A 21,872-nucleotide genomic window follows, 5' to 3' on the forward strand; every position below is an offset into this window, starting at 1 on the left:
ATTTCGAACCCTACACATCCCCTGTGGGAGCGAGCTTGCTCGCGATGGGGCCAGTCCAGGCAACCCATCACTTGAGCCCGGGCTTGACCCGCAACGCCTTGGCCTTCGCCTCTATCACCAGGTACATCACCACGGTAATCAGCAACGGTAGGATGAAATAGATCGCCCGGTAAGCGATCAGCCCCGCCAACAGGCTGCCCCGCGATACCTCATGTTGCAGCAGGGCAACGAACACCGCTTCCAACACCCCAAGCCCCGCCGGAATGTGGGTGATGACCCCGGCGATGCTGCTGATCAGCAATACCCCGAGTACCACCGGGTAATCCAGTTTGCTGGGCAGCAAGGTGAAGATCACCGCCGCCATCAACGACCAGTTCAGCGCACCCAACGCCAGTTGCAGCACCGCCATGCGCAGCGACGGCAGGTTGATTTCCATGCCGCGAATCGTCCAGGCCCGACGCTTGGAAAATCGACAGGCCACGAGATAACCAGCGCTCACCAGCAACAACAGCGCGCCGACACCTTGCAGCGCGTCGCTGCTGAGTTTCCAGCCCGGTGGCATGGTCACCAGGCCGCTGCTGAACACCACACCGGCCAGGGTCATGTAGCCGAACCAGTTGGTGGCCAGGCTCAGGCCGAGGATCTTGGCGATGTTCCCGCTGCTGACCCCCAGCCGCGAATACAGCCGATAGCGCATGGCGATGCCACCGACCCAGGCGCTGAGGTTGAGGTTGAAGGCATAACTGATCACCCCCACCGGCAAGATCTGCCGCCAACCGAGTTTCTGGCGGATGTAGGTGCGTCCGATCAGATCGAAGCAGGCATAGGTGATGAAGCTGGTGACGGTCAGCGCGGCGGCGATGATTAAGGTACGCACCTTGAAATCGGCCAGGGTGGCCAACACTTCGGACCAATCGATACGCCGGGCCAAGGCCGTGAACAGTACAATCAGCAGCAGGAAAAACGCCAGGGTCAGCGGTCTTTTCCAGCGGCTCCAGCGGGATTTGGGCTTGGCCTGTTCCGGCGCATGGGCATCTCTCGGCGCGGTGTGCGCTTCAGAGTGGTTCATGGGGTTCGCTCCGGACCGCCGTCGGCGGCGAAAAAGGTTTCAGACGCGGTTTATGGGCCGGCAGCCAGCCGGCCCAGGCCGGGAAATGGCGCAAAAAGTGGAACACCATGAAACCGATGGTCATGCGCCACAGCAGGCCCCGCGGCGCATGGTTTTCAGGCATGGCGGTGCAGTGTTCGCGACTCAGGTGGTCGAGGCGTTCGAACAGCTCGCGGTTGAACGTCCGGTCGCGGATCAGCACGTTGGCTTCCAGGTTCAGCGACAGGCTCAACGGGTCGAGGTTGCTCGAACCGACGGTGCTCCAGTCCTCATCCACCAGGGCCACTTTGCCGTGCAGCGGCCGCTCGCAATATTCATAGATTGTCACGCCAGCCTTGAGCAGATAGTCGTAGAGCATCCGCGCCGCGAGCTTGGCGATCATCATGTCCGGCTGCCCTTGCAGGATCAGCCGCACCTCCACGCCGCGCCGGGCGGCGTTGCGGATCTCGCGCAGTAATCGGTAGCCGGGGAAGAAATAGGCGTTGGCGATCACCACCCGCCGCTGGGCGCTGCGCAGCACTTGCAGGTAGACCTCTTCGATGTCGGTCTGATGCTCGTGGTTATCCCGGTAGACCAGGCGCACCTGGCCGTCATGGTCGCTGAACGCCAGCTCGTTGCGACGGCTGCGGCGGCGTTGCCACCAGTATTTGGCCCGGGCGGGGCGGCCGCTCTGCAACAGCGCGAAGTGATGGATATCCACCACTGCCGGGCCTTTGACTTCCACGGAATAATCCTGCTTGGCCTCGGGGCCGAAATCCCCCAGGTGGTCGGCGGAAAAATTGATCCCGCCGATGAACGCAATCACCCCGTCCACCACCACAATCTTGCGGTGCAGGCGGCGAAACCAGTTGGTGCGGATCCCCAAGTGCCGGGGCGCAGGGTCGAACATCTGCAAACGCACCCCGGCGTCGCTCAACGAGGCCAGGAAATCGGTGGTCAACTCACCGCAGCCGAAGCCATCGAGGCTGACGGTGATGCGCACGCCACGCTGGGCCGCTTCCACCAGCAGGTCCCGCAGTTCGTAGCCGACCTTGTCCTCGAACAGAATGAAGGTCTCAAGAAGGATTTCTGTCTCGGCCCGGCGAATGGCCTCGAAGACCCTGGGGAAATACTCCTCGCCATTTTCCAGCAGCGTGACGCGATTGTTGCCGTGCCAGCCGTATTCGATATCGGCCAGCGCCGGGTTGCGTTCGGTGGGCGTCGTGTCGACCTGTTCCACGGTCGCTTTGTCCATCGTCGCGCTCATAATTCGATCTCCACCGACAGCGGTGCGTGGTCGGAAAGGTGCGACCAGGGCCGTACGTTCAATACCTTGGGATGACGGGCCTTGAGGTTGCGCACGTAGATGCGGTCCAGGCGCAGGATCGGCAGGCGGGCCGGAAAACTGCGGGCCGGTTTGCCCCACTGTTCGGCGAACACTTCCCGCAGGCCGCAGGGCTCGAGCAGTTCACTGGCTTTGCCGCGCCAGTCGTTGAAGTCGCCAGCGACGATCACCGGTGCGTCGGGCGGCAATTCGCTCACGCGCTGGCAAAGCAGCTTGAGTTGCTCGACACGATGACCTTCGCGCAGCCCCAAGTGGACGCAGATGGCATGCACATCCTGTCCATCGCCCGGCAGGCGCAGCACGCTGTGGAGCATGCCGCGGTTTTCATGGCCGCTGATGGACACGTCCAGGTTGTCGTGGCGGATGATCTGGAATTTCGACAACAACGCATTGCCATGGTCGCCCGCCGGGTACACCGCGTTGCGACCATAGGCGAACTGTGGCCAGAGGGTGTCGGCGAGGAATTCGTATTGCGGCATGCTCGGCCAGTTGCTGTAGCGTTGGGGATGGTGCTCGTGGGTGCCGTGGACTTCCTGCAAAAACACCACATCGGCGGACACACTGCGCACCGCTTCACGCAGTTCCGGCAGGATGAAGCGCCGGTTCAGGGCGGTGAAGCCCTTGTGGGTGTTGACGGTCAGTACGGTGAAACGGTTGACCCGGTCGAGGTCCCGGGGCCGTTGTTGGGTCGGCTCATGGGCCGCTTCGGTGTGTTCCGGACGGTTCATGGCAACACCCCTTCGGCCGGTCGTTCGCCGGGCGTGGTGGCCAGGTCCTTGTCCAGATGAAAGCGCTCCAGCAAATGACGTGCGTCGTAGGGCGCGCGGACTTTGATGTCGTTGTCGAAATAGCAGAACACTTCCCGGCTTTTGCGTGCCCGTGGTTTCTTGTCCGGGTCGATCAGGTGCGCGTCGCTCGGCTGCTTGCCGTGGCTCCAGGCCTCGATCCGGTCGCCCCAGCGCTTCAACGCCTCGTCGGTGTAGCCGCTGGCGTACAGTTCCTCGGCACCGTGCAGGCGCAGGTAGACGAAATCGCTGGTGACGTCTTCGCGATAGGGCCATTTGCCGGCGGTGTCGGCGATCACCAGGGCCACGTCGTAACGCTTGAGCAACGTGATGAAATGCGGGTCGATAAAACTTTCGTGACGGATTTCCACGGCGTGGCGCAGTGGGCGCTTTTTGTCAGTCGTGGTGCTGGCGTGGCCGTCCAGGCGCGGCTCGTGCTCGCGGGCCAGGGCGGCGGCGCCTTCGGTGTCGTGGGGCAATTGCTTGAGGAAGTCTTCGAACAGCTCGGGGTCGAATTTGAAGCTGGGCGGGAACTGCCAGAGGATCGCCCCCAGTTTCTCCTTGAGTTCCAGCACGCCGGAGGCGAAAAAGTTGGCCAAAGGCTTGCGGATATCCCGCAGGCGCTTGATGTGGGTAATGAAACGCGGGGCCTTGACGCTGAACACGAAGCCGGGCGGTGTCTCGGCATACCACTGGGCATACCGTTCGGGGCGTTGCAGGGCGTAGAACGATCCATTGATTTCGATACTGTTGACCGCTCGCGAGGCGAATTGCAATTCCCGTTTCTGGATCAGTCCCTTGGGGTAGAAATCCCCCCGCCAAGGTGTATAGCGCCAGCCGGAAATGCCAATGTGGATCGCCGTCATGTATCCCTCCCGTGCCAATGACCTCGTACCGCCTGTGTCTTTTGATGACCGCCGCGCGTGCTGGAAAGTTTCGATGGAGTGCCCGGCGGTGGAGGGGCGTTCCCCGTTGTGTGGGAGCAAGGCTTGCTCGCGATGGGGGCGCCTCGATCTCTGAAAGACCGCAGCGCCTGCATCGCGGGCAAGCCTTGCTCCCACATAAATCCCTGCCACAGGGGGTGTATTGACCCTTCGAGCGAACTTGCCGGCCCGTTATTGATCAGTTCCTTACCGATCCCGTGTGAAGGAGCCTCGCGTTTTGTCTCGATTGAGCACTGTATTGCTGCTGTTCCTGCTGGCCCTGTCCGGCACCAGCGCCTACGGGACCGCCGCCGTCCCTGGCACCGCCAAGCCCGATGAACCACCCGCCGAGCCCGCGCCGCTGGTGCAGGGCGGTTTATTGGGGGCCATCAGTTCGAGCATCGACGACGTCCAGGACAAACTCGAGCTCAACCAGAGCCTGGTGGATGCCTGGCGCCTGCGGGCGGACCGGGCGGCGGATGAGGTGGACCGGCTGGTAGACCAGACGTCCCGTTCGTCCTGGCGTGTGGCAGGGGATTTCCTGTTGCTCTCCGGCGTGTGGCTGGGAGCGTTTGCGCTGCTATGGGCCGGTGCGCGATTGCTGGTGCGACGTCTCGGTCGGCGTCGTTGGTTGCGTACCCGCCAGCGCGTACACGACCTGCTCGGTTATCTGCTGCCCTATACCTTGCCGGCGGTGGCCTGCCTGCCGCTGACCCTCTACGTCAGTCACTTTCTGCAAGTCTCGGTCGGTCGCGCCCTGGCGCTGTGCTTCGCCTACGCCACCAGCAGCGGCATTTTTTCCACCTCGGTGTTGCTGTGCGTGATCGTGATGTTCAACGCCGGCCACAAACGCCGGGCGGTGGCGATGATTCGGCGCTTCAGCCCCCGACCGTTGTTCATGATCGGCTTTCTCGCCGCCCTCAGCGATGCCCTCACCAGCCCGCAGATCGCCCGGCAACTGGGCGGCAACATCACCAGCAGCATCGCGGTGTTCACCGGGTTGTCGGCATCGATGATCTTTGGCTGGCTGGTGATCCACATGCGCCGCCCGGTGGCGCACCTGATCCGCAACCGCCCACTGGCCCAGCGCTTGAAACAGCCGGCCTTGCAGGAGTCGCTGCGGATCTTTTCCGGGCTCTGGTACTGGCCGATCCTGCTGATGGTGCTGGTGTCGGCGGTGAGCCTGATCGGTGTCGGCGAGGACAACCAGAAAGCCCTGCGCTGTGCGCTGTTCACCACCATCCTGCTGATCGCCACGGTGTTCCTCAGCACGGTGTTCCAACATGTCTTCAAGTCGCCCAAGGCCGAGGCCATCCAGCGCAACAGCGCCTACAAGGGGCGGCTGTTGAGCTTGTTGCACGCCTTGTTGCGGATCGTCATGGCGGTGGTATTCATTGAAGTCCTCGGACGGATTTGGGGCATTTCCCTGTTCGAGTTCGCCTCGCGCAATGCCATAGGCCGGGCGATCAGCGATTCCTTGAGCCGCATCGGCCTGATCTTCCTGGTGACCTGGCTCACGTGGGTGGTGCTCGACACGGCGATCCAGGAAGCCTTGAAGCCGCCGCTGAACAAGCGCGGGGCCCGCCAGCCCAGCACCCGGGTCAAGACCATCCTGCCGCTGTTGCGTAACGCGGCGAAAATCATCCTGGTGGTGATCTGCGCCATCACCACCATGGCCAACCTGGGTATCAACGTCGCGCCGTTGCTGGCCGGTGCCGGGGTGGTGGGGCTGGCGATCGGTTTCGGCTCGCAGCAACTGGTGCAGGACGTGATCACCGGGCTGTTCATCATCATCGAAGACACGCTGTCCATCGGCGATTGGGTGGTGCTCAGCTCGGGCCACGCCGGTACCGTCGAAGGCCTGACCATCCGCACCCTGCGCCTGCGCGACGGCAAGGGGTTCGTGCACTCGGTGCCGTTCGGCCAGATCAAGGCCGTGACCAACCAGTCCCGGCAATTCGCCTTTGCATTCTTCTCCGTACAGTTCACCTACGACACCGACGTGGACGAGGCCATCGAGTTGATTCGCGAAGCCGGGCGTTCGATCGCCGAAGACCCGTTCCTCAAGTTCAACCTGCAAGGGCCGCTGGATGTGTTCGGCGTGGACAAGATGGACCTCAATGGCGTGGTGCTCACGGCGCAGTTCCGCACCGTGTCGGGTGGGCAGTATGCGGTGAGCCGAGCGTTCAACCAGCAGTTGAAGAAGCTTGTGGATAACCACCCGGCGGTGCACTTTGCGCAGACTTATCCACAGCAGGTGGTGATGCCGCGGCGGTTGGGTGAAGAGCCGAAGGCGGGGGATGAGCTGCCTGATCAAGCTCAATGACTGCTGAGATTTTTGGTGGGGCTTATGGCCTCATCGCGAGCAAGCTCGCTCCCACAGTAGGTTTGTGGTGAATGAACAACCCCTGTGGGAGCGAGCTTGCTCGCGATGAGGCCCGCCTAGACACCCTCAACCTCTCTGAATGAGCTTGCTCTTAACTTCAGCCATCCCTTGAGCATCCAACTCCACCCACAGATGCTGCTTGCCGGCAATCTGCGCCGCCACCGGCACCCCATCCCGATACACCAGCCGATTACTCGCCAGCGCCGGCACTTTCGCCCCCGGCAGCAAGGTGCCGGCCAGGTTCAGTGGGTCGACCCCGCACACTGCCACCAGGCTGCCGTCGGTGGGGCGGCGGCGGGTTTCGCGCAGCAGCGGGATGGCTTCGGGCAGGGCGAATTGTTCGCCCGCCAGGCCGCTGACAAAACGCCCGCCGCGAATCTCGCCCCGCGCCTCCAGGCGATGAAAGGTGCGCAATAGCTCGCGCCAACTCGGCAACCAATCCGCCTCCCGCTCCAGCAAACGCCAGAACACCACGCCGTAACGGCGCAGCAGGGTCATGGCGATGTGTTCCAGGGTTTCCGGCGCGGTGGGTGTGGGTCGATTGCCTTCCACGGGGGCGGGTTGGCTGCGGCGCAACAAGGCCCAGCGCCCGGCGTCGTCCATCCCGCCGACAAACGCGCCGCGCCCGCGTCGGCTGCTGTGGGCCTGGCGTTTGCTGGCCGGGGTGATCAGCGCGCGCAAGCCGGCAAAGCTGTCGGCATTCACCAATCCGGCGCCCACCAGTTCCTGCAAGGCGATTTCCAGTTCGCTACGCAGCAGATGGGCTTCGTGGGCCAGCTCGTCGAAAAACAGTGCGCCGTGTTCGCTGAGGGCCTGATGGACTTTTTTCGTCTTGGGTGACAGTTCATCCACGGCCGTTTGCCCGGCCAGACTGCTCCACAACGCCACCTGGTTGCGCGGCAGCAGCACCACCGGCGTACTGCGCAGGGCGCTGGCGGAAGGTTTCTGGCGCGCGCTCAGGCGCGTCCATACCCACTTGCCGCTGCGGCACAGCTCGTCGAGCCAGTTGGGCGAATAGTCCTTGATCCGCCCGGGCAGCAGGTCGCTGTCCCAGGCTGACGCGGCGGCCGGGTAGCCCTCGAACTGGCCGAGGATCGACGGCAGCACGGCATTGCCCCGGCCCTGGGTCGACGACGACAGGTGCTGCCAGTCGAACAGGAACCGCATGAAGTCCTGCAACATCACCGGCTCGATTTCCCGGCGCAGGCGCTTGACCGTGTAGCGATGGATCCGCGCCAGCAAATGCCGCTCGCACCATTCCTCCTGCCCGGTGCCCGGCGTGAAGCGCCCACGCAGCACGTAGCCTTGCTGTTCGAGTTGCGCCAGGGCCTGGGTGACCTGCGGCGTCGACAACCCCAGCGGGTAGGCGATGGCCTTCAATGGCAGCGGGCCAAAGGCACTGAGCCGGGCCCGAAGTATTTCCACCAACGCTTCGTCGCTGTCCCAGGCTTCATCGAAACCGGCCAGTGGGGCCAGCGCCGGTTGCCAGGGAGCCTGTGGATAAAGGGCTTGCAGACAGGTCAGGCGTTCCAGCGGCACCCACAGACCGCGCTCGGCGCTGATCTGCATATGGCTGGCGCGACCACTCGCGGCCAGGGCCTGCAACCAATCCGGCCACGATGCGTGGGCGCAGGCTTCGCTGTCGGCGATGCAGGCCAGGCTCATCAAGGCTTCGTGCATCTCATCGAGATTGGCCGGCGTCGGCCAGGCCTCATCCCGGACCGACTGGATGGCTTCGGCGTCCAGCGCGCCAAGGTCGTCGGTGGCCTGTGGATCGCTCCAGCGCCGGTTGATCACCGCCTGGGTCCGCCGTTCTTCCAGCGGCGCGTCGTCGAGAAAGGTGTAGGGACGGGCGCTGAGAATTTCCGCTGCCAGGGGCGAGGGCGCCGGCAGGTCGCGGCTGATCAGGTGAATCTCCCCCGCTTCCATGCGCCGCAACAGCGTCAGCCAACCTTCGCTGTCCATGGCTTCGTGCAGGCAATCGTCGAGGGTCTGTTCCACCAGCGGGTGATCGGGGATCTCCCGCTCGCCGGCCAGGTTTTCCAGGCAGGCGATCTGGTCCGGGAACACGCTGGCGATCAGGTCTTCGCTTTTCATCCGCTGGATCTGCGGGGCGACTTTGCGCCCGCCGGTGTAGCGCGGCAAGGCCAGGGCCACGCCAGCGTTCCAGCGCCAGCGCACGCCGAACAGCGGCGAATCCAGCACCGCCTGGACCAGGATCTGTTCGGCGCTGTGGCTGTTGAGGTAGCGCCAGACCTCGTCCAGTTCGAAACTGTGGCTGGTGGACAGCGAGAGCACGATGGCGTCTTCGCTGGCGGCGGCCTGCAATTCGAAGTTGAAGGTGCGGCAGAAGCGCTTGCGCAAGGCCAGGCCCCAGGCGCGGTTGATGCGGCTGCCGAACGGCGTATGGATGATCAGTTGGGTGCCGCCGGACTCGTCGAAAAACCGCTCCATCAACAGCGTGTCCTGGGACGGCAGGGCGCCGAAGGCCTGGCGCGCCGGGGCCAGGTAGTCGACCAGTTGTTCGGCGCTGGCGAGGTTCAGGCGCAAGGTGCCAGTCAGCCAGTCGAGGGCCGGTTGCAGGTTGCCCGGCGTGGCGCCGAGCAGCTGATCGAGCTGGGCTTGCAGGCGTGCCACGGCCCAAGACAATTCGTCGCTGCGCCCCGGGGCTTCGCCGAGCCAGAACGGGATGGTCGGCGGTTGGCCCTGGGCGTCTTCTACCCGCACGCGGCCGGTCTCGACGCGGATGATGCGGTAAGACGTATTGCCCAGTTGGAACACATCGCCGGCAATGCTCTCCACCGCGAAGTCTTCGTTGACGCTGCCGATGTTCAAGCCCTGGGGTTCGAGCAGCACGCTGTAGTCGGCGTTGTCCGGAATGGTGCCGCCGCTGGTCACTGCTGTCAGTTTGCTGCCCCGACGCCCACGCAGGGTCCGGGTCACGGCGTCGCGGTGCAGGTAGGCGCTGCGCACGCCCTGGCGACCGTTGAGGCCTTCGGCGAGCATCTGCAACAGCGCCTGGTAATGCCCTTCGTCCAGCGCCGCGTAGGGCGAGGCGCGACGGAAGGTTTCTAGCAGCGCTTGTTCCGGCCATTCCTGGCAACTGACTTCGGCGACGATCTGTTGGGCCAGCACATCCAGCGGCGCCTTGGGGATGTGCAAAATGTCCAGCTCGCCACGGCGTACGCAGTCGAGCAGGGCGGCGCATTCGATCAAGTCGTCGCGGGTGGTGGCGAACAGACGTCCCTTGGGCGTGCCGCCGACCTGGTGGCCGGAGCGTCCAACTCTTTGCAGGAATGCCGAGATCGAACGGGGTGAGGCAATCTGGCAGACCAGGTCGACATCGCCGATATCAATGCCCAGCTCCAGGGAGGCGGTGGCGATCAACACCTGCAGTTCGCCGCGTTTGAGGCGTTGTTCGGCGTCGAGGCGAAACTCTTTCGCCAGGCTGCCGTGGTGGGCGGCCACGGCGTCCTTGCCCAGGCGCTCGCTCAAATGGCGGCTGAGGCGTTCGGCCAGGCGCCGCGTGTTGACGAACACCAGGGTGGTGCGATGTTCCCGGGCCAGCTCGGCGAGGCGGTTGTAGACCAGTTCCCACACGTCATTGGCCATCACCGCCGACAACGGCACCGGTGGCACCTCGATGTCCAAGTCCCGAGGGCGAGCGTGCCCGATGTCGACGATTTCACAGCTGCGTCCTTCGCCGACGAGAAAGCGGGACACCGCTTCGATCGGCTTCTGCGTGGCGGACAGGCCGATGCGCATCAGCGGTTCGGCGCACAGGGCTTGCAGGCGCTCCAGGCTCAAGGCCAAGTGGCTGCCGCGCTTGCTGGCGGCGATGGCGTGGATTTCGTCGACGATCACCGTGCGGGTGCTGGCGAGCATCTGCCGGCCGGAATCGGAACCGAGCAGCACGTAGAGGGATTCGGGGGTGGTCACCAGGATGTGCGGCGCGGTCTTGCGCATCGCCGAGCGGTCTTTTTGCGGCGTGTCGCCAGTGCGCACGGCGGTGGTGATCGGCAAGGGCGGCAAGCCCATCTTTTGCAACTGCTCGGTGATGCCGGCCAGGGGATTCTGCAGGTTGATCTGGATGTCGTTGCTCAGGGCCTTGAGCGGCGAGACGTAGACCACCAGGGTCTGGTCCGGCAGGCCGCCCTGTTCCAGGCCGCGGTGCACCAGGTCATCGAGCACGGCGAGAAACGCGGTCAGGGTCTTGCCCGAACCGGTGGGCGCCGCCACCAGCACCGAGCGTCGCTGGCCGATCAGCGGCCACGCCCGGGCCTGGGCGGCGGTGACCGTCGGGAATGTCTGGCTGAACCAGGCGCGAACGGCGGGGTGAAAGCCTGCCATGGCGTGGTCGGCTGGGAGAGGCAGATTCATGGGGGAGTTATGCGGGTGACTTGGGGAAGATGCAAGTACCGTCCGGGATCTCTATTGCCTGTTCGGGCCCCATCGCGAGCAAGCTCGCTCCCACAGAGAGCGCATGCACACTGGAGATCCCCTGTGGGAGCGAGCTTGCCCGCGATAGCGGCCTCAAGGCGCACACAAATGCTGGATCTGCACTTTACGGATGACGGTTGCGCACTAAACCCGCAAAATGCAACGATTCCGACAACGCCTGCGGGCGTTATCGACCAAATTCTTGTGCCAATAAACTGGGCCTGCTGACTTTATGCGAATGCGCCTTATGTTACTGGGCGGCGGAAATGCCCTTGGGCAGGCGCTGATTCGCCTCGGTGCAGAAGAAGACATCGGTTTTCTTGCCCCCCGCCCGCCCGAAGACGGCTGGGATGCCGCGAGCCTGACGCAACTGCTCGACGACACCCGTCCGGACGCCTTGATCAACCTGGCGTACTACTTCGACTGGTTCCAGGCCGAGGCTGTCAGCGAGCAGCGCCTGGCCAGCCAGGAGCGTGCCGTCGAGCGCCTGGCCGGGCTGTGCCAGCATCACAACATCGTCTTGCTGCAACCGTCCAGCTATCGGGTATTCGACGGTTCCCGTGCCACGGCCTACAGCGAGAAGGACGAACCCGTGCCCTTGGGTGTGCGTGGCCAGGCGCTGTGGCGGATCGAACAAAGCGTGCGCGCCACCTGCCCGCAACATGTGCTGTTGCGTTTCGGCTGGCTGCTGGACGACAGCGCCGATGGCATCCTCGGCCGCTTCCTGGCTCGGGCCGAGCAGCCCGAAGAGCTGTTGCTGGCCGACGACCGCCGGGGTAATCCGACGCCCGTGGACGATGCCGCGCGGGTGATCATCTCGGTGCTCAAGCAACTCGATTGCGCGGCGCCGCTGTGGGGCACCTATCATTACGCCGGGCATGAGGCGACCACGCCGCTGGCGCTGGGTCAGGCGATCCTCACCGAAGCCCGCGCCTTGCATCCGCTGGCCATCGAGTCGCCCACGCCCCAGGCCCACGCCGCACGGCCGGACGCCGCGGAAGAGCCGCAGCACGCGGTGCTGGCTTGCAAGAAAATTCTGCACACTTTCGGGATCAAGCCCCGCGCCTGGCGCGCAGCACTCCCGGGCTTACTGGATAGGTTTTATCGCCATGGCTGAAGGCCCTGTTTTAATCACCGGCGGCGCGGGTTTCATTGGTTCGCACCTGACCGACGCCTTGCTCGCCAAGGGGCATGCGGTGCGCATCCTCGATGACTTGTCCACCGGCAAGCGCAGCAACCTGCCCCTGGACAACCCGGCGGTCGAACTGATCGAAGGCGACGTCGCCGATGCCGCCCTGGTGGCCCGGGCCGTGGCTGGTTGCAGCGCTGTGGCGCACCTGGCGGCGGTGGCTTCGGTGCAAGCCTCGGTGGACGACCCCGTGCGCACCCACCAGAGCAATTTCATCGGCACCCTGAATGTCTGCGAAGCCATGCGCCAGAGCGGGGTGAAACGGGTACTGTTCGCCTCCAGCGCGGCGGTCTACGGCAACAACGGCGAAGGTCAGTCCATCGACGAAGAAACCCCCAAGGCCCCGCTCACGCCCTATGCTTCGGACAAGCTGGCCAGCGAGTTCTACTTCGATTTCTATCGCCGCCAGCATGACCTGGAGCCGGTGGTGTTCCGTTTTTTCAACATCTACGGCCCGCGCCAGGATCCGTCCTCGCCATATTCCGGGGTCATCAGCATCTTCAGCGAACGGGCGCAGAAAGGCCTGCCGATCACCGTATTCGGCGACGGCGAGCAGACCCGGGACTTTGTTTATGTCGAAGATTTGGTGGACTTGCTGGTGCAGGCCATCGAGAAGCCCGAGGTGGAAGTGGGCGCGGTGAACGTCGGTTGGAACCAGGCCACGACCCTCAAGCAGATGCTCGAGGCCCTGGCCGCCGTGGTAGGCGACCTGCCGCCGATCAGCTACGGCCCGGCGCGCTCCGGCGACATCCGCCATTCCCGAGCCGACAACCATCGGTTGTTGCAACGCTTCAGTTTTCCACAGCAAACACCGATGAGCGTGGGGCTGGCGCGCTTGTTGGGACGCTGAGTTTTCAGTCGCCACAAACCTGTGGGAGCGAGCTTGCTCGCGATAGCGGTAGGTCAGCCAACATCACTGCTGGCTGATCCGCCGTCATCGCGAGCAAGCTCGCTCCCACAGGGATGTTCGTGCTTTTAAGTTCGGCTTAGAACTTGTAACCCAACCCCACCATGTAGATGAACGGATCCACATCGACATTCACCTTGGCCCGGGTACCGCCCGCCACGGCGTTATTGTCCACATAGGCGGTGGTGTCGATGTCGATGTAGCGGATCTGGCCGTTGATCATGATGTTGTCGGTCAGCATGTAGTCGGCACCGACTTGCCAGGCCATGCCCCAGCTGTTTTTCGCCCGGAAGTTACTGAAGCCATTGGCGCTGGCTTCGCTGCCGACGTGTTCGTCGTAGATCCAGGTGTAGTTGATGCCGGCGCCGACATAAGGCTGGAACGCCGATTTGGCATCGAGGGGGTAGTAGACCAGGCTCAGGGTCGGCGGCAGGTGCTTGAGGCTGCCGAGCTTGCCATTGGCCGCGCCGAGGGCGGTGCCTTTGATTTTCACGTCGTGCTCGAACGGCGAGGCCGCCAGCAGTTCGATACCCCAATTGTTGGTCAGCATGTAAGCGAAGTTCAGGCCCAGTTGCGTGTCGCTGCTCATGGTCGCCTTGCCACCCAGGTCGGCGCCGGCCAGCGGGCCACGGTCGACCTTGACGCTGGAACTGTCGGCTTCCGGGTTGACGGTGATGGCACCGGCGCGAACGATGATGTCGCCGGCCGTATGGGCCTGGGCGAGCGGGGCAGCGAGGGCGAGGGCAACGAGGGAAGCGCTGAGCAAGGACTTGTGCATGGGGGCTCCAGAGGGCATCGAAATGTGATGTCCTATGGTACGAAGCCGTCTAGCCCGGTCTTTTGACACAGCTCAATGAGTCAGGGGGTGTTTAATTGACTCAGCTCAATAAAAGCGTTGATGAGAACACTTGAGGGCCCCATCGCGAGCAAGCTCGCTCCCACAGGATATCTGTTGTGAACACAAGTCTTGCGCCCGACGCGGCTCCTTTGTGGGAGCGAGCTTGCTCGCGATAGCTATCCCACCAACAACACATCGCCACCAGCTTCACTCCGGCAGCTCATACACATAAATCTTCTCGGCCTCCATCTGATACCCGGCGTCGGCCAGCTCACTGGTAGACGGCTTGACCTGCATCGGTCCTTCGACCCAATACGGTTGGTACAGCTCGTCGAGCTTGACCCCCACTTCGCTTTTCACATGCACGATCTGGTTCGACGGCGGTGGCGGCACGTGGATGCAGGCGCCGAAATACGGCACCAGCAAGAAGTCGGTGGTGCGGCCTTCCTCGCTGACTTCCAGCGGCACGATGTAGCCCGGCAAACGAATCTTCTGGCCGTCGAGTTCCTTGACCACTGGTGCATTGGGCAAGTCCTGCTTGGCCGCCGGCGCGGACTCGGCGGCCAGGGCGTCGCTCATCTTCGACAAGTCGTGCAGCGGCGTCATGTTCGGCACTTCCGGCGGTGCATCCGGCGGGATCATTTCCGACCAGGCCAGGTCCCTCGGCTCGGCCGCCCACAGCGGCAGGGCGACCATCATCAACAGCGCGAGCAGGGCGCGGGGCATCTTCAAAGTCCTCATAGACGGATCGACAGGCCGTCGGCCAACGATTGGCGATAGGCGCGCCAGGCCGGCACGCTGCCCATCAGCAGGGCGGCGACCAGGATGCCAGCCAGCAGCGTCCATTCATATTCGCTCGGCCAGCCCAGCGGCAAGTACAAACCGTAGGCCGACTGCACGTAACCCTGGGCGGCGGCGATGCCGATGTACAGCAACGCCAGCCCGGCGGTGACCCCGGCCAGCGCCAGGGCAAAGGCTTCGAGCACCAGCAGCGTCGCAATATGCCACGGCCGCGCGCCCACCGAACGCAGGATCGCCATTTCCCGGCGACGCTCGTTGAGGCTGGTGAGAATCGCCGTGAGCATGCCGATCAACCCGGTCAGGACCACGAACAGCGAAATCACGAACAGGGCTTTTTCCGCTGTGCCCATTAAACTCCACAGTTCCTGTAGCGCTACGCCCGGCAAGATCGCCAGCAGCGGCTCACCACGAAACTCATTGATCTCGCGTTGCAAGGCAAAGGTCGAAATCTTGCTGTTGAGGCCGAGCATGAACGCGGTGATCGCCTGGGGCGTGAGGTCCATGTTGCGGGCCTGGTCGGCACTGATGCGCCCATTGCCCTGGGCTGGCACGCCGTTTTTCCAGTCAATGTGGATCGCCTCCATGCCGCCGAGGCTGATGTGCAGCGTGCGGTCCACCGGCGTGCCGGTGCGCTTGAGGATCCCGACCACGGTGAAGGGCTTGTCGTCATGCTTGACCAGGCTGATCGCCGCCACGCCGTGGGCCAGCACCAGTTTGTCTCCCAACTTGTAGTGCAGCGCCTCGGCGACTTCGGCACCGAGCACCACTTCGAACGGATCGGTGGCGAACGCCCGGCCATCGGCCAGTTCCAGGTGTTGCTGGCGGCCGTACTGGTAGTGCTCGAAGTAGGCCTCGGTGGTGCCCATCACCCGATAACCGCGGTGGGAATCGCCAAGGGACATGGGGATCGCCCACTTCACTTTCGGGTTATTGGCGAACTGCTCGAAGCTGTCCCAGCGGATGTTGTTGGTGGCGTTGCCGATGCGAAACACCGAATACAGCAGCAGGTTCACCGAACCGGAGCGGGCGCCGACGATCAGGTCGGTGCCGCTGATGGTGCTGGCGAAACTCGCCCGCGCCTCGGTGCGCACCCGTTCCACCGCCAGCAGCAGGCACACCGACAGGGCGATGGCGAATGCGGTGAGGATCGCGGTGAAGCGGCGGTTCGCCAGGCTGGCCATGGCTAGACGGAACAAATACATCTCAGACCTCGAGTGGCGTGGCGGCGCGATTGAGATCGGCCAGCGAGAGGTGGCGGTCGAACAGCGGCGCCAGGCTCTGGTCGTGGCTGACGAACAACAGGCTCGACCCGGCCTCGCGGCATTCAGCGAACAACAGCCGCAGGAAGTTTTCCCGGGCGTCGTAATCCAGGGCCGAAGTTGGTTCGTCGGCGATCACCAGTTCCGGTTGGCCGATCAATGCCCGGGCGGCGGCGACCCGTTGTTGCTGGCCGATGGACAGCGAGTCGGCGCGACGCTCCAACAGGTTCGGATCGGTCAAGCCCAGGTGGGCCAGCAGCGTGGCGGCGGCTTGGTCGACACTGCCATGGCGCTGGGTGGCCCGCTGCGCACGCAGTTTGGAAAAGTGGCAGGGCAGTTCGACGTTCTCGCGTACCGAGAGAAACGGCAGCAGGTTGAACTGCTGAAAGATGTAGCCGGTATGGTCCACGCGAAAGCGGTCGCGGCGGCCGGCGCCCAGTTCGCTGAGTTCTTGGCCGAGCAGGCGAATGCTGCCGCGATCCGCCGTTTGCACCCCGCCCAGCAGCCCCAGCAGTGTGGTCTTGCCGCTGCCGCTCGGGCCCTTGAGGAACAAGGTTTCACCCGCTTCCAGGCGAAACGCCGGGATATCCAGCAAAGGCGGATGTCCGGGCCAACTGAAGCCGAGGTCGGAGAGTTCGATGAGTGCTTGGGTCATGTTTGCGCTTCAAAGTGGAACCTGCGGGGGACCTGTGGGAGCTGAGCTTGCTCGCGATGAGGCCATCACATTCAACTTGGATGTTGACTGTAGGACCGCTATCGCGAGCAAGCTTTGCTCCCACCAGGCTCGCCCCTACATGGGTTTTGCGGTGAATCAGAATTTCAGGGTTGGCGCCTTGGCCGTCACTTCCCCGCCCTGCTGGCCGCTCGGGCCGATCAGTTGCACCAGGATTTTCTGGGTGGCCGGGAAGATCTTGAACAGTGGCGCCAGGTCCAGATGGGTCAAGGAGCCAGGCGCGACGCAACGGAATTGGTAGTGGGCGTGGATTTCGCTGTGTTCGTGGTGCTCGTCGCCATCATCATCGGCATGCTCTTCGTGGTCCGGTTCGTCGCCGAACAGCGGGCTTTCCAGTTCCTGCTGCTCCAGGGTGCACTTGGCATCGGCCAGATTGATCAGCGCCGCTGGCTTCTCCAACTTCGCCCGGACAGCGGCCACCTTGGCTTTGTCGGCGTCACTGGTAGCGGCGTGTTCGAAGCCCACGAGGTTCATCGCCGGACTTTCCAGTTCCAACTCCAGGATCTCGCCGTCTAGTGAGGCGTTGAGGCGGGCGACACCGTGTTCGTGGGCCCCAAGGCTGCTGTGCTCATGGTCATGATCGTGTTCGACCGCCGCTTGAGCGACAACCAATGGCAGCAGGGCGAACGGCAAAGCGAGAAGCAGACGACGCATGACGAGTCTCCGAAAAAGTTATGTAATCTTATAACGAAAGTGCGGAGAGTTTGACCGTCTGCTTGGCGTCGCGCAAGGGCCATGGGAGCATGGGTACATGAAATATTCAGGAGCACGGTGATGTTGCGGATACGCGGAACCGTCGGCGAATGGCCGGTGGACTTGACGATCGAAATGGATGAGGGCGACTGGGCGCAGCTCGGCGCGCAGCTGCAAGTGGCCAAATCCGAAGGCACGACGGCACCGGCGGCCAAACCGGTTAACCCGGACGATGCCCAATGGCAGATCGCCAAGGAACTGCTGCGCAAGGCCGGGCAACTGAGCGGCCCAGACTTGCTGGAACAGCTCGAAGGCCTGACCGGCAGCGCCTCGGCGGGCAAGCGCCTGTTGGTGCGCTTGCGTCATAGCCCGGATGTAAAAGTCATCAGTGGCGGCGACACACCGCTCTATAGCTGGCACGAAACCGCGTAGGAGCTGTCGAGCGAAGCGAGGCTGCGATCTTTACCCTGACGCTTGAATCTCAAGCGAAAGATCAAAAGATCGTAGCCTTCGGCAGCTCCTACAGGGGAATCAATACAACGCCGCGAACAGCTTGCGACGGTAGGTTGTCACCAGCGGATGGTCGTTGCCCAGCAGTTCGAAAACCTGCAACAAGGTCTTGTGGGGCAGGCCTTCGCTGTAGCTGCGGTTACGCACGAACAGCTTGAGCAGCGCGTCGAGGGCCGCTTCGTACTGCTGGCGCGCCAGTTGCTGGATCGCCAATTGGTACACCGCTTCATCGTCTTGCGGGTCTTTTGCCAAGCGCGCCTTGAGGTCGGCGGCGTCCGGCAGGTGCTTGGCCAGACCGAGGAACTGGATCTGCGCCTTGGCGCCGGCGAGGGCGGCCTTGTGTTCGTCGCTTTTCACTGCGTCGAGCACGGTCTGCGCTTCATCCAGCTCGCCGCGCTCGGTCAGGCAGCGGGCATACAGGATCAGGGCCTTGGCGTTGGTGTTGTCTTCACCCAGCAATACCGTGAGCACGGCTTCGGCGTCGGCGAAACGACCGTCGTCGAACAGCGCCTGGGCCTGTTCGAACGGATCGGCCGCAGCCGGTGGCGGCATCTGCACATGGGGCTCGAGCATCGCCCGCACCGCCGATTCCGGCTGGGCACCGGCAAAGCCGTCAACGGGCTGGCCGTCCTTGAACAACACCACCGTCGGCAGGCTGCGAATGCCGAAGCGGGCGACAATGTCTTGCTCGATGTCGCAGTTGACCTTGGCCAGCAGCAATTCACCCTGATAGCTCTCGGCAATGGTTTGCAGCATTGGCATCAGTGCCTTGCACGGCGCACACCATTCGGCCCAGAAATCCACCAGCACCGGTTTGTGGAAAGAGTTGGCGATCACCGACTGGTCGAAATCAGCGGTGGTGGCGTCGAAGATGTAGGGCGTTTCCTGAGTCATGGGCAATCTCGTAGAGCGCTTGAATGGGGCAACTATACGGCTTGGTGGGGGTGGCTGAAAGCCGGGAGGCCGTGAGAGGTGTATTGATTGAAAAGGCCTCATCGCGAGCAAGCTCGCTCCCACAGAGGGCGGTGTCCTGCGCAAAATATGGGAACACCATGAAACCCTGTGGGAGCGAGCTTGCTCGCGATGCTCTTGAGGCTAACGCCGCGCGTGGTACAGGCTTACATGCCGAAACTCCTCCGGCTCAGCCAAGTCCGGCAACGTCATGGCTTCAAGCATTTCGATGCGCCGGTACAGCGGATGCTGGAAATCCCGCACCCGGGAATCGGCCACCAACGCCTCGCGACCACGGCTGAGAAACTGGTCGAGCAGCGGCAGGTTGGCCCGATCGTAGAGCACATCGGCGACCAGGATCAGGTCGAAACGATCAGCCTCGGCAAAAAAGTCCGTCGAATAACCCAGCTCCACGCCATTGAGCGCGGCATTGGCCTGGCACGCGGCAATCGCCAGTGGGTCGAGGTCGCAGGCCACCACTTCCAGCGCCCCGGCCTTGACCGCCGCGATGCCCGCCACGCCGGAGCCGGCGCCGAAATCCAGTACCCGCTTGCCTTCGACCCACTGTGGCTGTTCGGCCAGATGGCGGGCCATTGCCAGGCCGCTGGCCCAGCAGAAACTCCAATAGGGCGGCTCGTGGAGAATGCGCCGGGTTTCTTCCGGGCTGAAGGCGCGGTCCATGTTGTCGCCGTCGATCAGCCACAACTTCAAGTCGGTGCCGGGTAGCGGACAAACCACCAGGCGTGCGTCGCCCAGCAACTCACCCAATGCGCGTTGCAGGTCCTGCGGTGCACTCATGGCGCTTTGACGAATTGCAGGGTGCCCAATGCCTGGGTGGTCGGTTGGCTGATGCGTTGCTCCGGCAAGTGCAAGATCAACTGGCCGGACTGGCTGGCGCGGCCACGCAGTTCCACGCGGGCGCCGACCGGGAAGGCTTGCGGGTTGAAGCGCAAGCGGAAGGGCAGGGCCTGGTTGGTGCCGATCAGGCTGGAGCTGGCCAGCAGTTGCTGTGGACGGTCCTTGTCATCGATCACCAACAGCGCCAGTTCCACCTCAGCGCCGGCCGGTACGCCTTGTAGGGTGCCGCTCAACTCGCGCTGATGCGCCGGCAGCGGCCCCAGTTCGGTGGCTTGCCGGGCCTTTTCCTGGGCCTGTTTCGGCGCGGGGGCCGGGGCGGGAGCGGCGGGCTTGGGGGCATCGCTGCTGCACGCCATCAGCAGGCTGAAAAAACTGAGCAAAACGAGCGATCGTAGCGGCATGTGTGGCTCCAGCAAGGTGAATTCCATGGATCTGACGGTAAGCCCGTCTGTATACCGTAAACCCTATGGCTTGTCTTGCCAGTGGGATGCGCTACCATGGCCCTCCCTTTTTTTGTTGCCTGCCACCATGCACTGTCCCTTCTGCGGTGCCAACGACACCAAGGTCATCGACTCGCGACTGGTCGCCGAGGGCGAACAAGTCCGCCGCCGCCGCGAATGCCTGGCTTGCGGCGAACGTTTCACGACGTTCGAGACCGCTGAACTGGTGTTGCCGCGCCTGATCAAAACCGACGGCAGCCGCCAGCCGTTCGACGAAGAAAAACTGCGCGCCGGCATGCAGCGCGCCTTGGAAAAACGCCCGGTGAGCGTCGAGCGCCTGGAAGCGGCGCTGGTGCACATCAAGCACAAGCTGCGGGCGACCGGCGAGCGCGAGGTCAAATCCTTGGTGGTCGGTGAGCTGGTGATGGCCGAGCTGCAGAAGCTCGATGAAGTCGCCTACATCCGTTTCGCCTCGGTGTACCGGCGCTTCCAGGACCTGAACGAGTTCCGCGAAGAAATCGACCGCCTGGCCCGCGAACCGGTGAAACAATGACCGTCTCGGCGCAGCAGGCCGTCCTCGACGCCCACTACATGGCCCGCGCCCTGGAGTTGGCGCGGCGCGGTCACTACACCACCCACCCCAACCCCCGGGTCGGCTGCGTGATCGTGCGTGACGGGCAGATTGTCGGCGAAGGCTGGCACATCCGCACTGGCGAGCCCCATGCCGAAGTCCATGCCCTGCGCGCCGCCGGCGACAGCGCCCGGGGTGCCACGGCCTACGTGACCCTCGAACCTTGCAGCCATCACGGGCGTACCCCGCCGTGTGCCGATGCGTTGGTCAACGCCGGCGTGGCGCGGGTGGTGGCGGCGATGCAGGACCCGAACCCGGAAGTCGCCGGTCGGGGGCTGCAACGGCTGGCCCAGGCTGGTATTGCCACTGAAAGCGGCGTATTGGAAGGCGAGGCGCGCCAGCTCAATCAGGGCTTCCTCAAACGCATGGAGCACGGCCTGCCGTTCGTGCGGGTCAAGCTCGCCATGAGCCTGGATGGTCGCACCGCCATGGAAAGTGGCGAAAGCCAATGGATCACCGGCCCGGCCGCACGCTCGGCGGTGCAACGCCTGCGGGCCCAGGCCAGCGTGGTGCTGACCGGCGCTGACACGGTGCTGGCGGATAACGCCCGGCTGACCGTGCGCGCCGATGAGCTGGGACTCGATGCCGAGCAGACCGCGTTGGTCATGAGCCGTCCGCCGCTGCGGGTGCTGGTGGACGGGCGCCTGCGGGTGCCGCTGGATGCGGCGTTTTTCAAGGCCGGCCCGGCGCTGGTCGCTACCTGCATGGCGGTAGAGGAACAATACGCCAACGGTCCCGAATGCATGATCGTGGCGGGCGATGACGGCCAGGTCGATCTGCATCGGCTGCTGGTGGAGCTGGCGGGGCGGGGCGTCAACGAGGTGCTGGTGGAGGCCGGTCCGCGCCTGGCGGGGGCATTTGCCCGGCAGGGTCTGGTGGACGAGTTCCAGATTTTCATCGCCGGCAAGTTTCTCGGATCTACGGCGCGACCGCTGCTGGATTGGCCGCTGGCGCAGATGAAAGACGCCCCAGCGCTGAAAATCACTGAAATCCGCGCCGTGGGCGATGACTGGCGAGTCATCGCCGTTCCCGTTCCACCGGCCAGCGTATAATTCCCGGCTTTCGCTCACGCGACGGCCTGTTCTCGAGGAGGACT

Annotated in this window: 19 protein-coding genes; 6 read left to right on the forward strand and 13 right to left on the reverse strand. The window is 63.8% G+C overall.

The features are described 5' to 3' along the window. Positions 1–67 precede the first annotated feature (67 nt). Genes AC3A5O_RS17365 through AC3A5O_RS17380 form a run of 4 tightly spaced genes read right to left on the reverse strand, consistent with a single transcriptional unit; the run spans position 68 to position 4,083 of the window. The gene (locus tag AC3A5O_RS17365; RefSeq protein ID WP_122566159.1) at positions 68–1,069 is read right to left on the reverse strand and encodes a lysylphosphatidylglycerol synthase domain-containing protein; all 1,002 of its coding nucleotides are present in this window, start codon (positions 1,067–1,069) and stop codon (positions 68–70) included. Further along, positions 1,056–2,354 (reverse strand): cardiolipin synthase ClsB, encoded by a 1,299-nt coding sequence (gene clsB / locus AC3A5O_RS17370; RefSeq protein ID WP_122566160.1) that lies wholly within the window; start codon positions 2,352–2,354, stop codon positions 1,056–1,058. Before clsB ends, AC3A5O_RS17365 begins: the two co-directional genes overlap by 14 nt. Beyond that, the gene (locus AC3A5O_RS17375) at positions 2,351–3,160 is read right to left on the reverse strand and encodes an endonuclease/exonuclease/phosphatase family protein (RefSeq protein ID WP_122566161.1); all 810 of its coding nucleotides are present in this window, start codon (positions 3,158–3,160) and stop codon (positions 2,351–2,353) included. The genes clsB and AC3A5O_RS17375 overlap by 4 nt, the downstream gene beginning before the upstream one ends. Next, positions 3,157–4,083 carry a DUF72 domain-containing protein gene (locus tag AC3A5O_RS17380; protein WP_122566162.1) on the reverse strand — a complete coding sequence of 309 codons (927 nt, stop codon included), beginning with the start codon at positions 4,081–4,083 and terminating at the stop codon, positions 3,157–3,159. The genes AC3A5O_RS17375 and AC3A5O_RS17380 overlap by 4 nt, the downstream gene beginning before the upstream one ends. Before the next feature lie 295 nt (positions 4,084–4,378). On the opposite strand from AC3A5O_RS17380, the gene AC3A5O_RS17385 reads away from it, so the two are divergent. Next, positions 4,379–6,466: a mechanosensitive ion channel family protein gene (locus tag AC3A5O_RS17385; protein WP_487753482.1), complete on the forward strand. Its 2,088-nt coding sequence runs from the start codon at positions 4,379–4,381 to the stop codon at positions 6,464–6,466. A gap of 126 nt (positions 6,467–6,592) precedes the next feature. Here the strand turns inward: AC3A5O_RS17385 and AC3A5O_RS17390 are convergent, their stop codons facing one another. Further along, the gene (locus AC3A5O_RS17390; RefSeq protein WP_487753483.1) at positions 6,593–10,906 is read right to left on the reverse strand and encodes an Lhr family helicase; all 4,314 of its coding nucleotides are present in this window, start codon (positions 10,904–10,906) and stop codon (positions 6,593–6,595) included. 292 nt (positions 10,907–11,198) lie between these two features. On the opposite strand from AC3A5O_RS17390, the gene AC3A5O_RS17395 reads away from it, so the two are divergent. Together AC3A5O_RS17395 and AC3A5O_RS17400 are read left to right on the forward strand one after the other, a co-directional pair. Further along, positions 11,199–12,083, forward strand: coding sequence for a sugar nucleotide-binding protein (locus tag AC3A5O_RS17395; protein WP_122566165.1), 885 nt, complete (start codon positions 11,199–11,201; stop codon positions 12,081–12,083). Next, positions 12,076–13,005, forward strand: a complete 930-nt coding sequence (locus AC3A5O_RS17400; RefSeq protein WP_122566166.1) for an NAD-dependent epimerase/dehydratase family protein — start codon at positions 12,076–12,078, stop codon at positions 13,003–13,005. Before AC3A5O_RS17395 ends, AC3A5O_RS17400 begins: the two co-directional genes overlap by 8 nt. Positions 13,006–13,141: 136 nt before the next feature. On the opposite strand, the gene AC3A5O_RS17405 is transcribed toward AC3A5O_RS17400, so the two are convergent. From AC3A5O_RS17405 to AC3A5O_RS17425, 5 genes are all read right to left on the reverse strand, one after another. Continuing rightward, on the reverse strand, positions 13,142–13,840 hold the full coding sequence (locus tag AC3A5O_RS17405; protein ID WP_122566167.1) for an OmpW/AlkL family protein: 699 nt from the start codon (positions 13,838–13,840) through the stop codon (positions 13,142–13,144). A gap of 267 nt (positions 13,841–14,107) precedes the next feature. Next, on the reverse strand, positions 14,108–14,626 hold the full coding sequence (locus AC3A5O_RS17410) for a DUF3299 domain-containing protein (protein WP_305468648.1): 519 nt from the start codon (positions 14,624–14,626) through the stop codon (positions 14,108–14,110). A gap of 11 nt (positions 14,627–14,637) precedes the next feature. After that, positions 14,638–15,903, reverse strand: coding sequence for an ABC transporter permease (locus AC3A5O_RS17415; protein WP_053125828.1), 1,266 nt, complete (start codon positions 15,901–15,903; stop codon positions 14,638–14,640). A gap of 1 nt (position 15,904) precedes the next feature. Next, on the reverse strand, positions 15,905–16,615 hold the full coding sequence (locus AC3A5O_RS17420) for an ABC transporter ATP-binding protein (protein WP_122566169.1): 711 nt from the start codon (positions 16,613–16,615) through the stop codon (positions 15,905–15,907). Between the two features lie 156 nt (positions 16,616–16,771). Beyond that, positions 16,772–17,347 carry a DUF2796 domain-containing protein gene (locus tag AC3A5O_RS17425; protein WP_122566170.1) on the reverse strand — a complete coding sequence of 192 codons (576 nt, stop codon included), beginning with the start codon at positions 17,345–17,347 and terminating at the stop codon, positions 16,772–16,774. 120 nt (positions 17,348–17,467) lie between these two features. On the opposite strand from AC3A5O_RS17425, the gene AC3A5O_RS17430 reads away from it, so the two are divergent. Continuing rightward, on the forward strand, positions 17,468–17,818 hold the full coding sequence (locus AC3A5O_RS17430; protein ID WP_122566171.1) for a hypothetical protein: 351 nt from the start codon (positions 17,468–17,470) through the stop codon (positions 17,816–17,818). A gap of 99 nt (positions 17,819–17,917) precedes the next feature. Here the strand turns inward: AC3A5O_RS17430 and trxA are convergent, their stop codons facing one another. From trxA to AC3A5O_RS17445, 3 genes are all read right to left on the reverse strand, one after another. Next, a complete protein-coding gene (gene trxA / locus AC3A5O_RS17435) occupies positions 17,918–18,790 on the reverse strand; it encodes a thioredoxin (RefSeq protein WP_122566172.1) in 873 nt (290 codons plus the stop codon). Between the two features lie 201 nt (positions 18,791–18,991). After that, positions 18,992–19,645: a class I SAM-dependent methyltransferase gene (locus AC3A5O_RS17440; RefSeq protein WP_305491186.1), complete on the reverse strand. Its 654-nt coding sequence runs from the start codon at positions 19,643–19,645 to the stop codon at positions 18,992–18,994. Continuing rightward, a complete protein-coding gene (locus tag AC3A5O_RS17445) occupies positions 19,642–20,106 on the reverse strand; it encodes a YbaY family lipoprotein (protein WP_305468646.1) in 465 nt (154 codons plus the stop codon). Before AC3A5O_RS17445 ends, AC3A5O_RS17440 begins: the two co-directional genes overlap by 4 nt. Positions 20,107–20,233: 127 nt before the next feature. On the opposite strand from AC3A5O_RS17445, the gene nrdR reads away from it, so the two are divergent. Together nrdR and ribD are read left to right on the forward strand one after the other, a co-directional pair. Then, the gene (nrdR, locus tag AC3A5O_RS17450) at positions 20,234–20,698 is read left to right on the forward strand and encodes a transcriptional regulator NrdR (protein ID WP_163006734.1); all 465 of its coding nucleotides are present in this window, start codon (positions 20,234–20,236) and stop codon (positions 20,696–20,698) included. Next, on the forward strand, positions 20,695–21,828 hold the full coding sequence (ribD, locus tag AC3A5O_RS17455; protein ID WP_487753484.1) for a bifunctional diaminohydroxyphosphoribosylaminopyrimidine deaminase/5-amino-6-(5-phosphoribosylamino)uracil reductase RibD: 1,134 nt from the start codon (positions 20,695–20,697) through the stop codon (positions 21,826–21,828). The genes nrdR and ribD overlap by 4 nt, the downstream gene beginning before the upstream one ends. The last annotated feature ends 44 nt before the right edge of the window (positions 21,829–21,872 follow it).

This window comes from Pseudomonas sp. Soil_N_39, assembly GCF_057655955.1.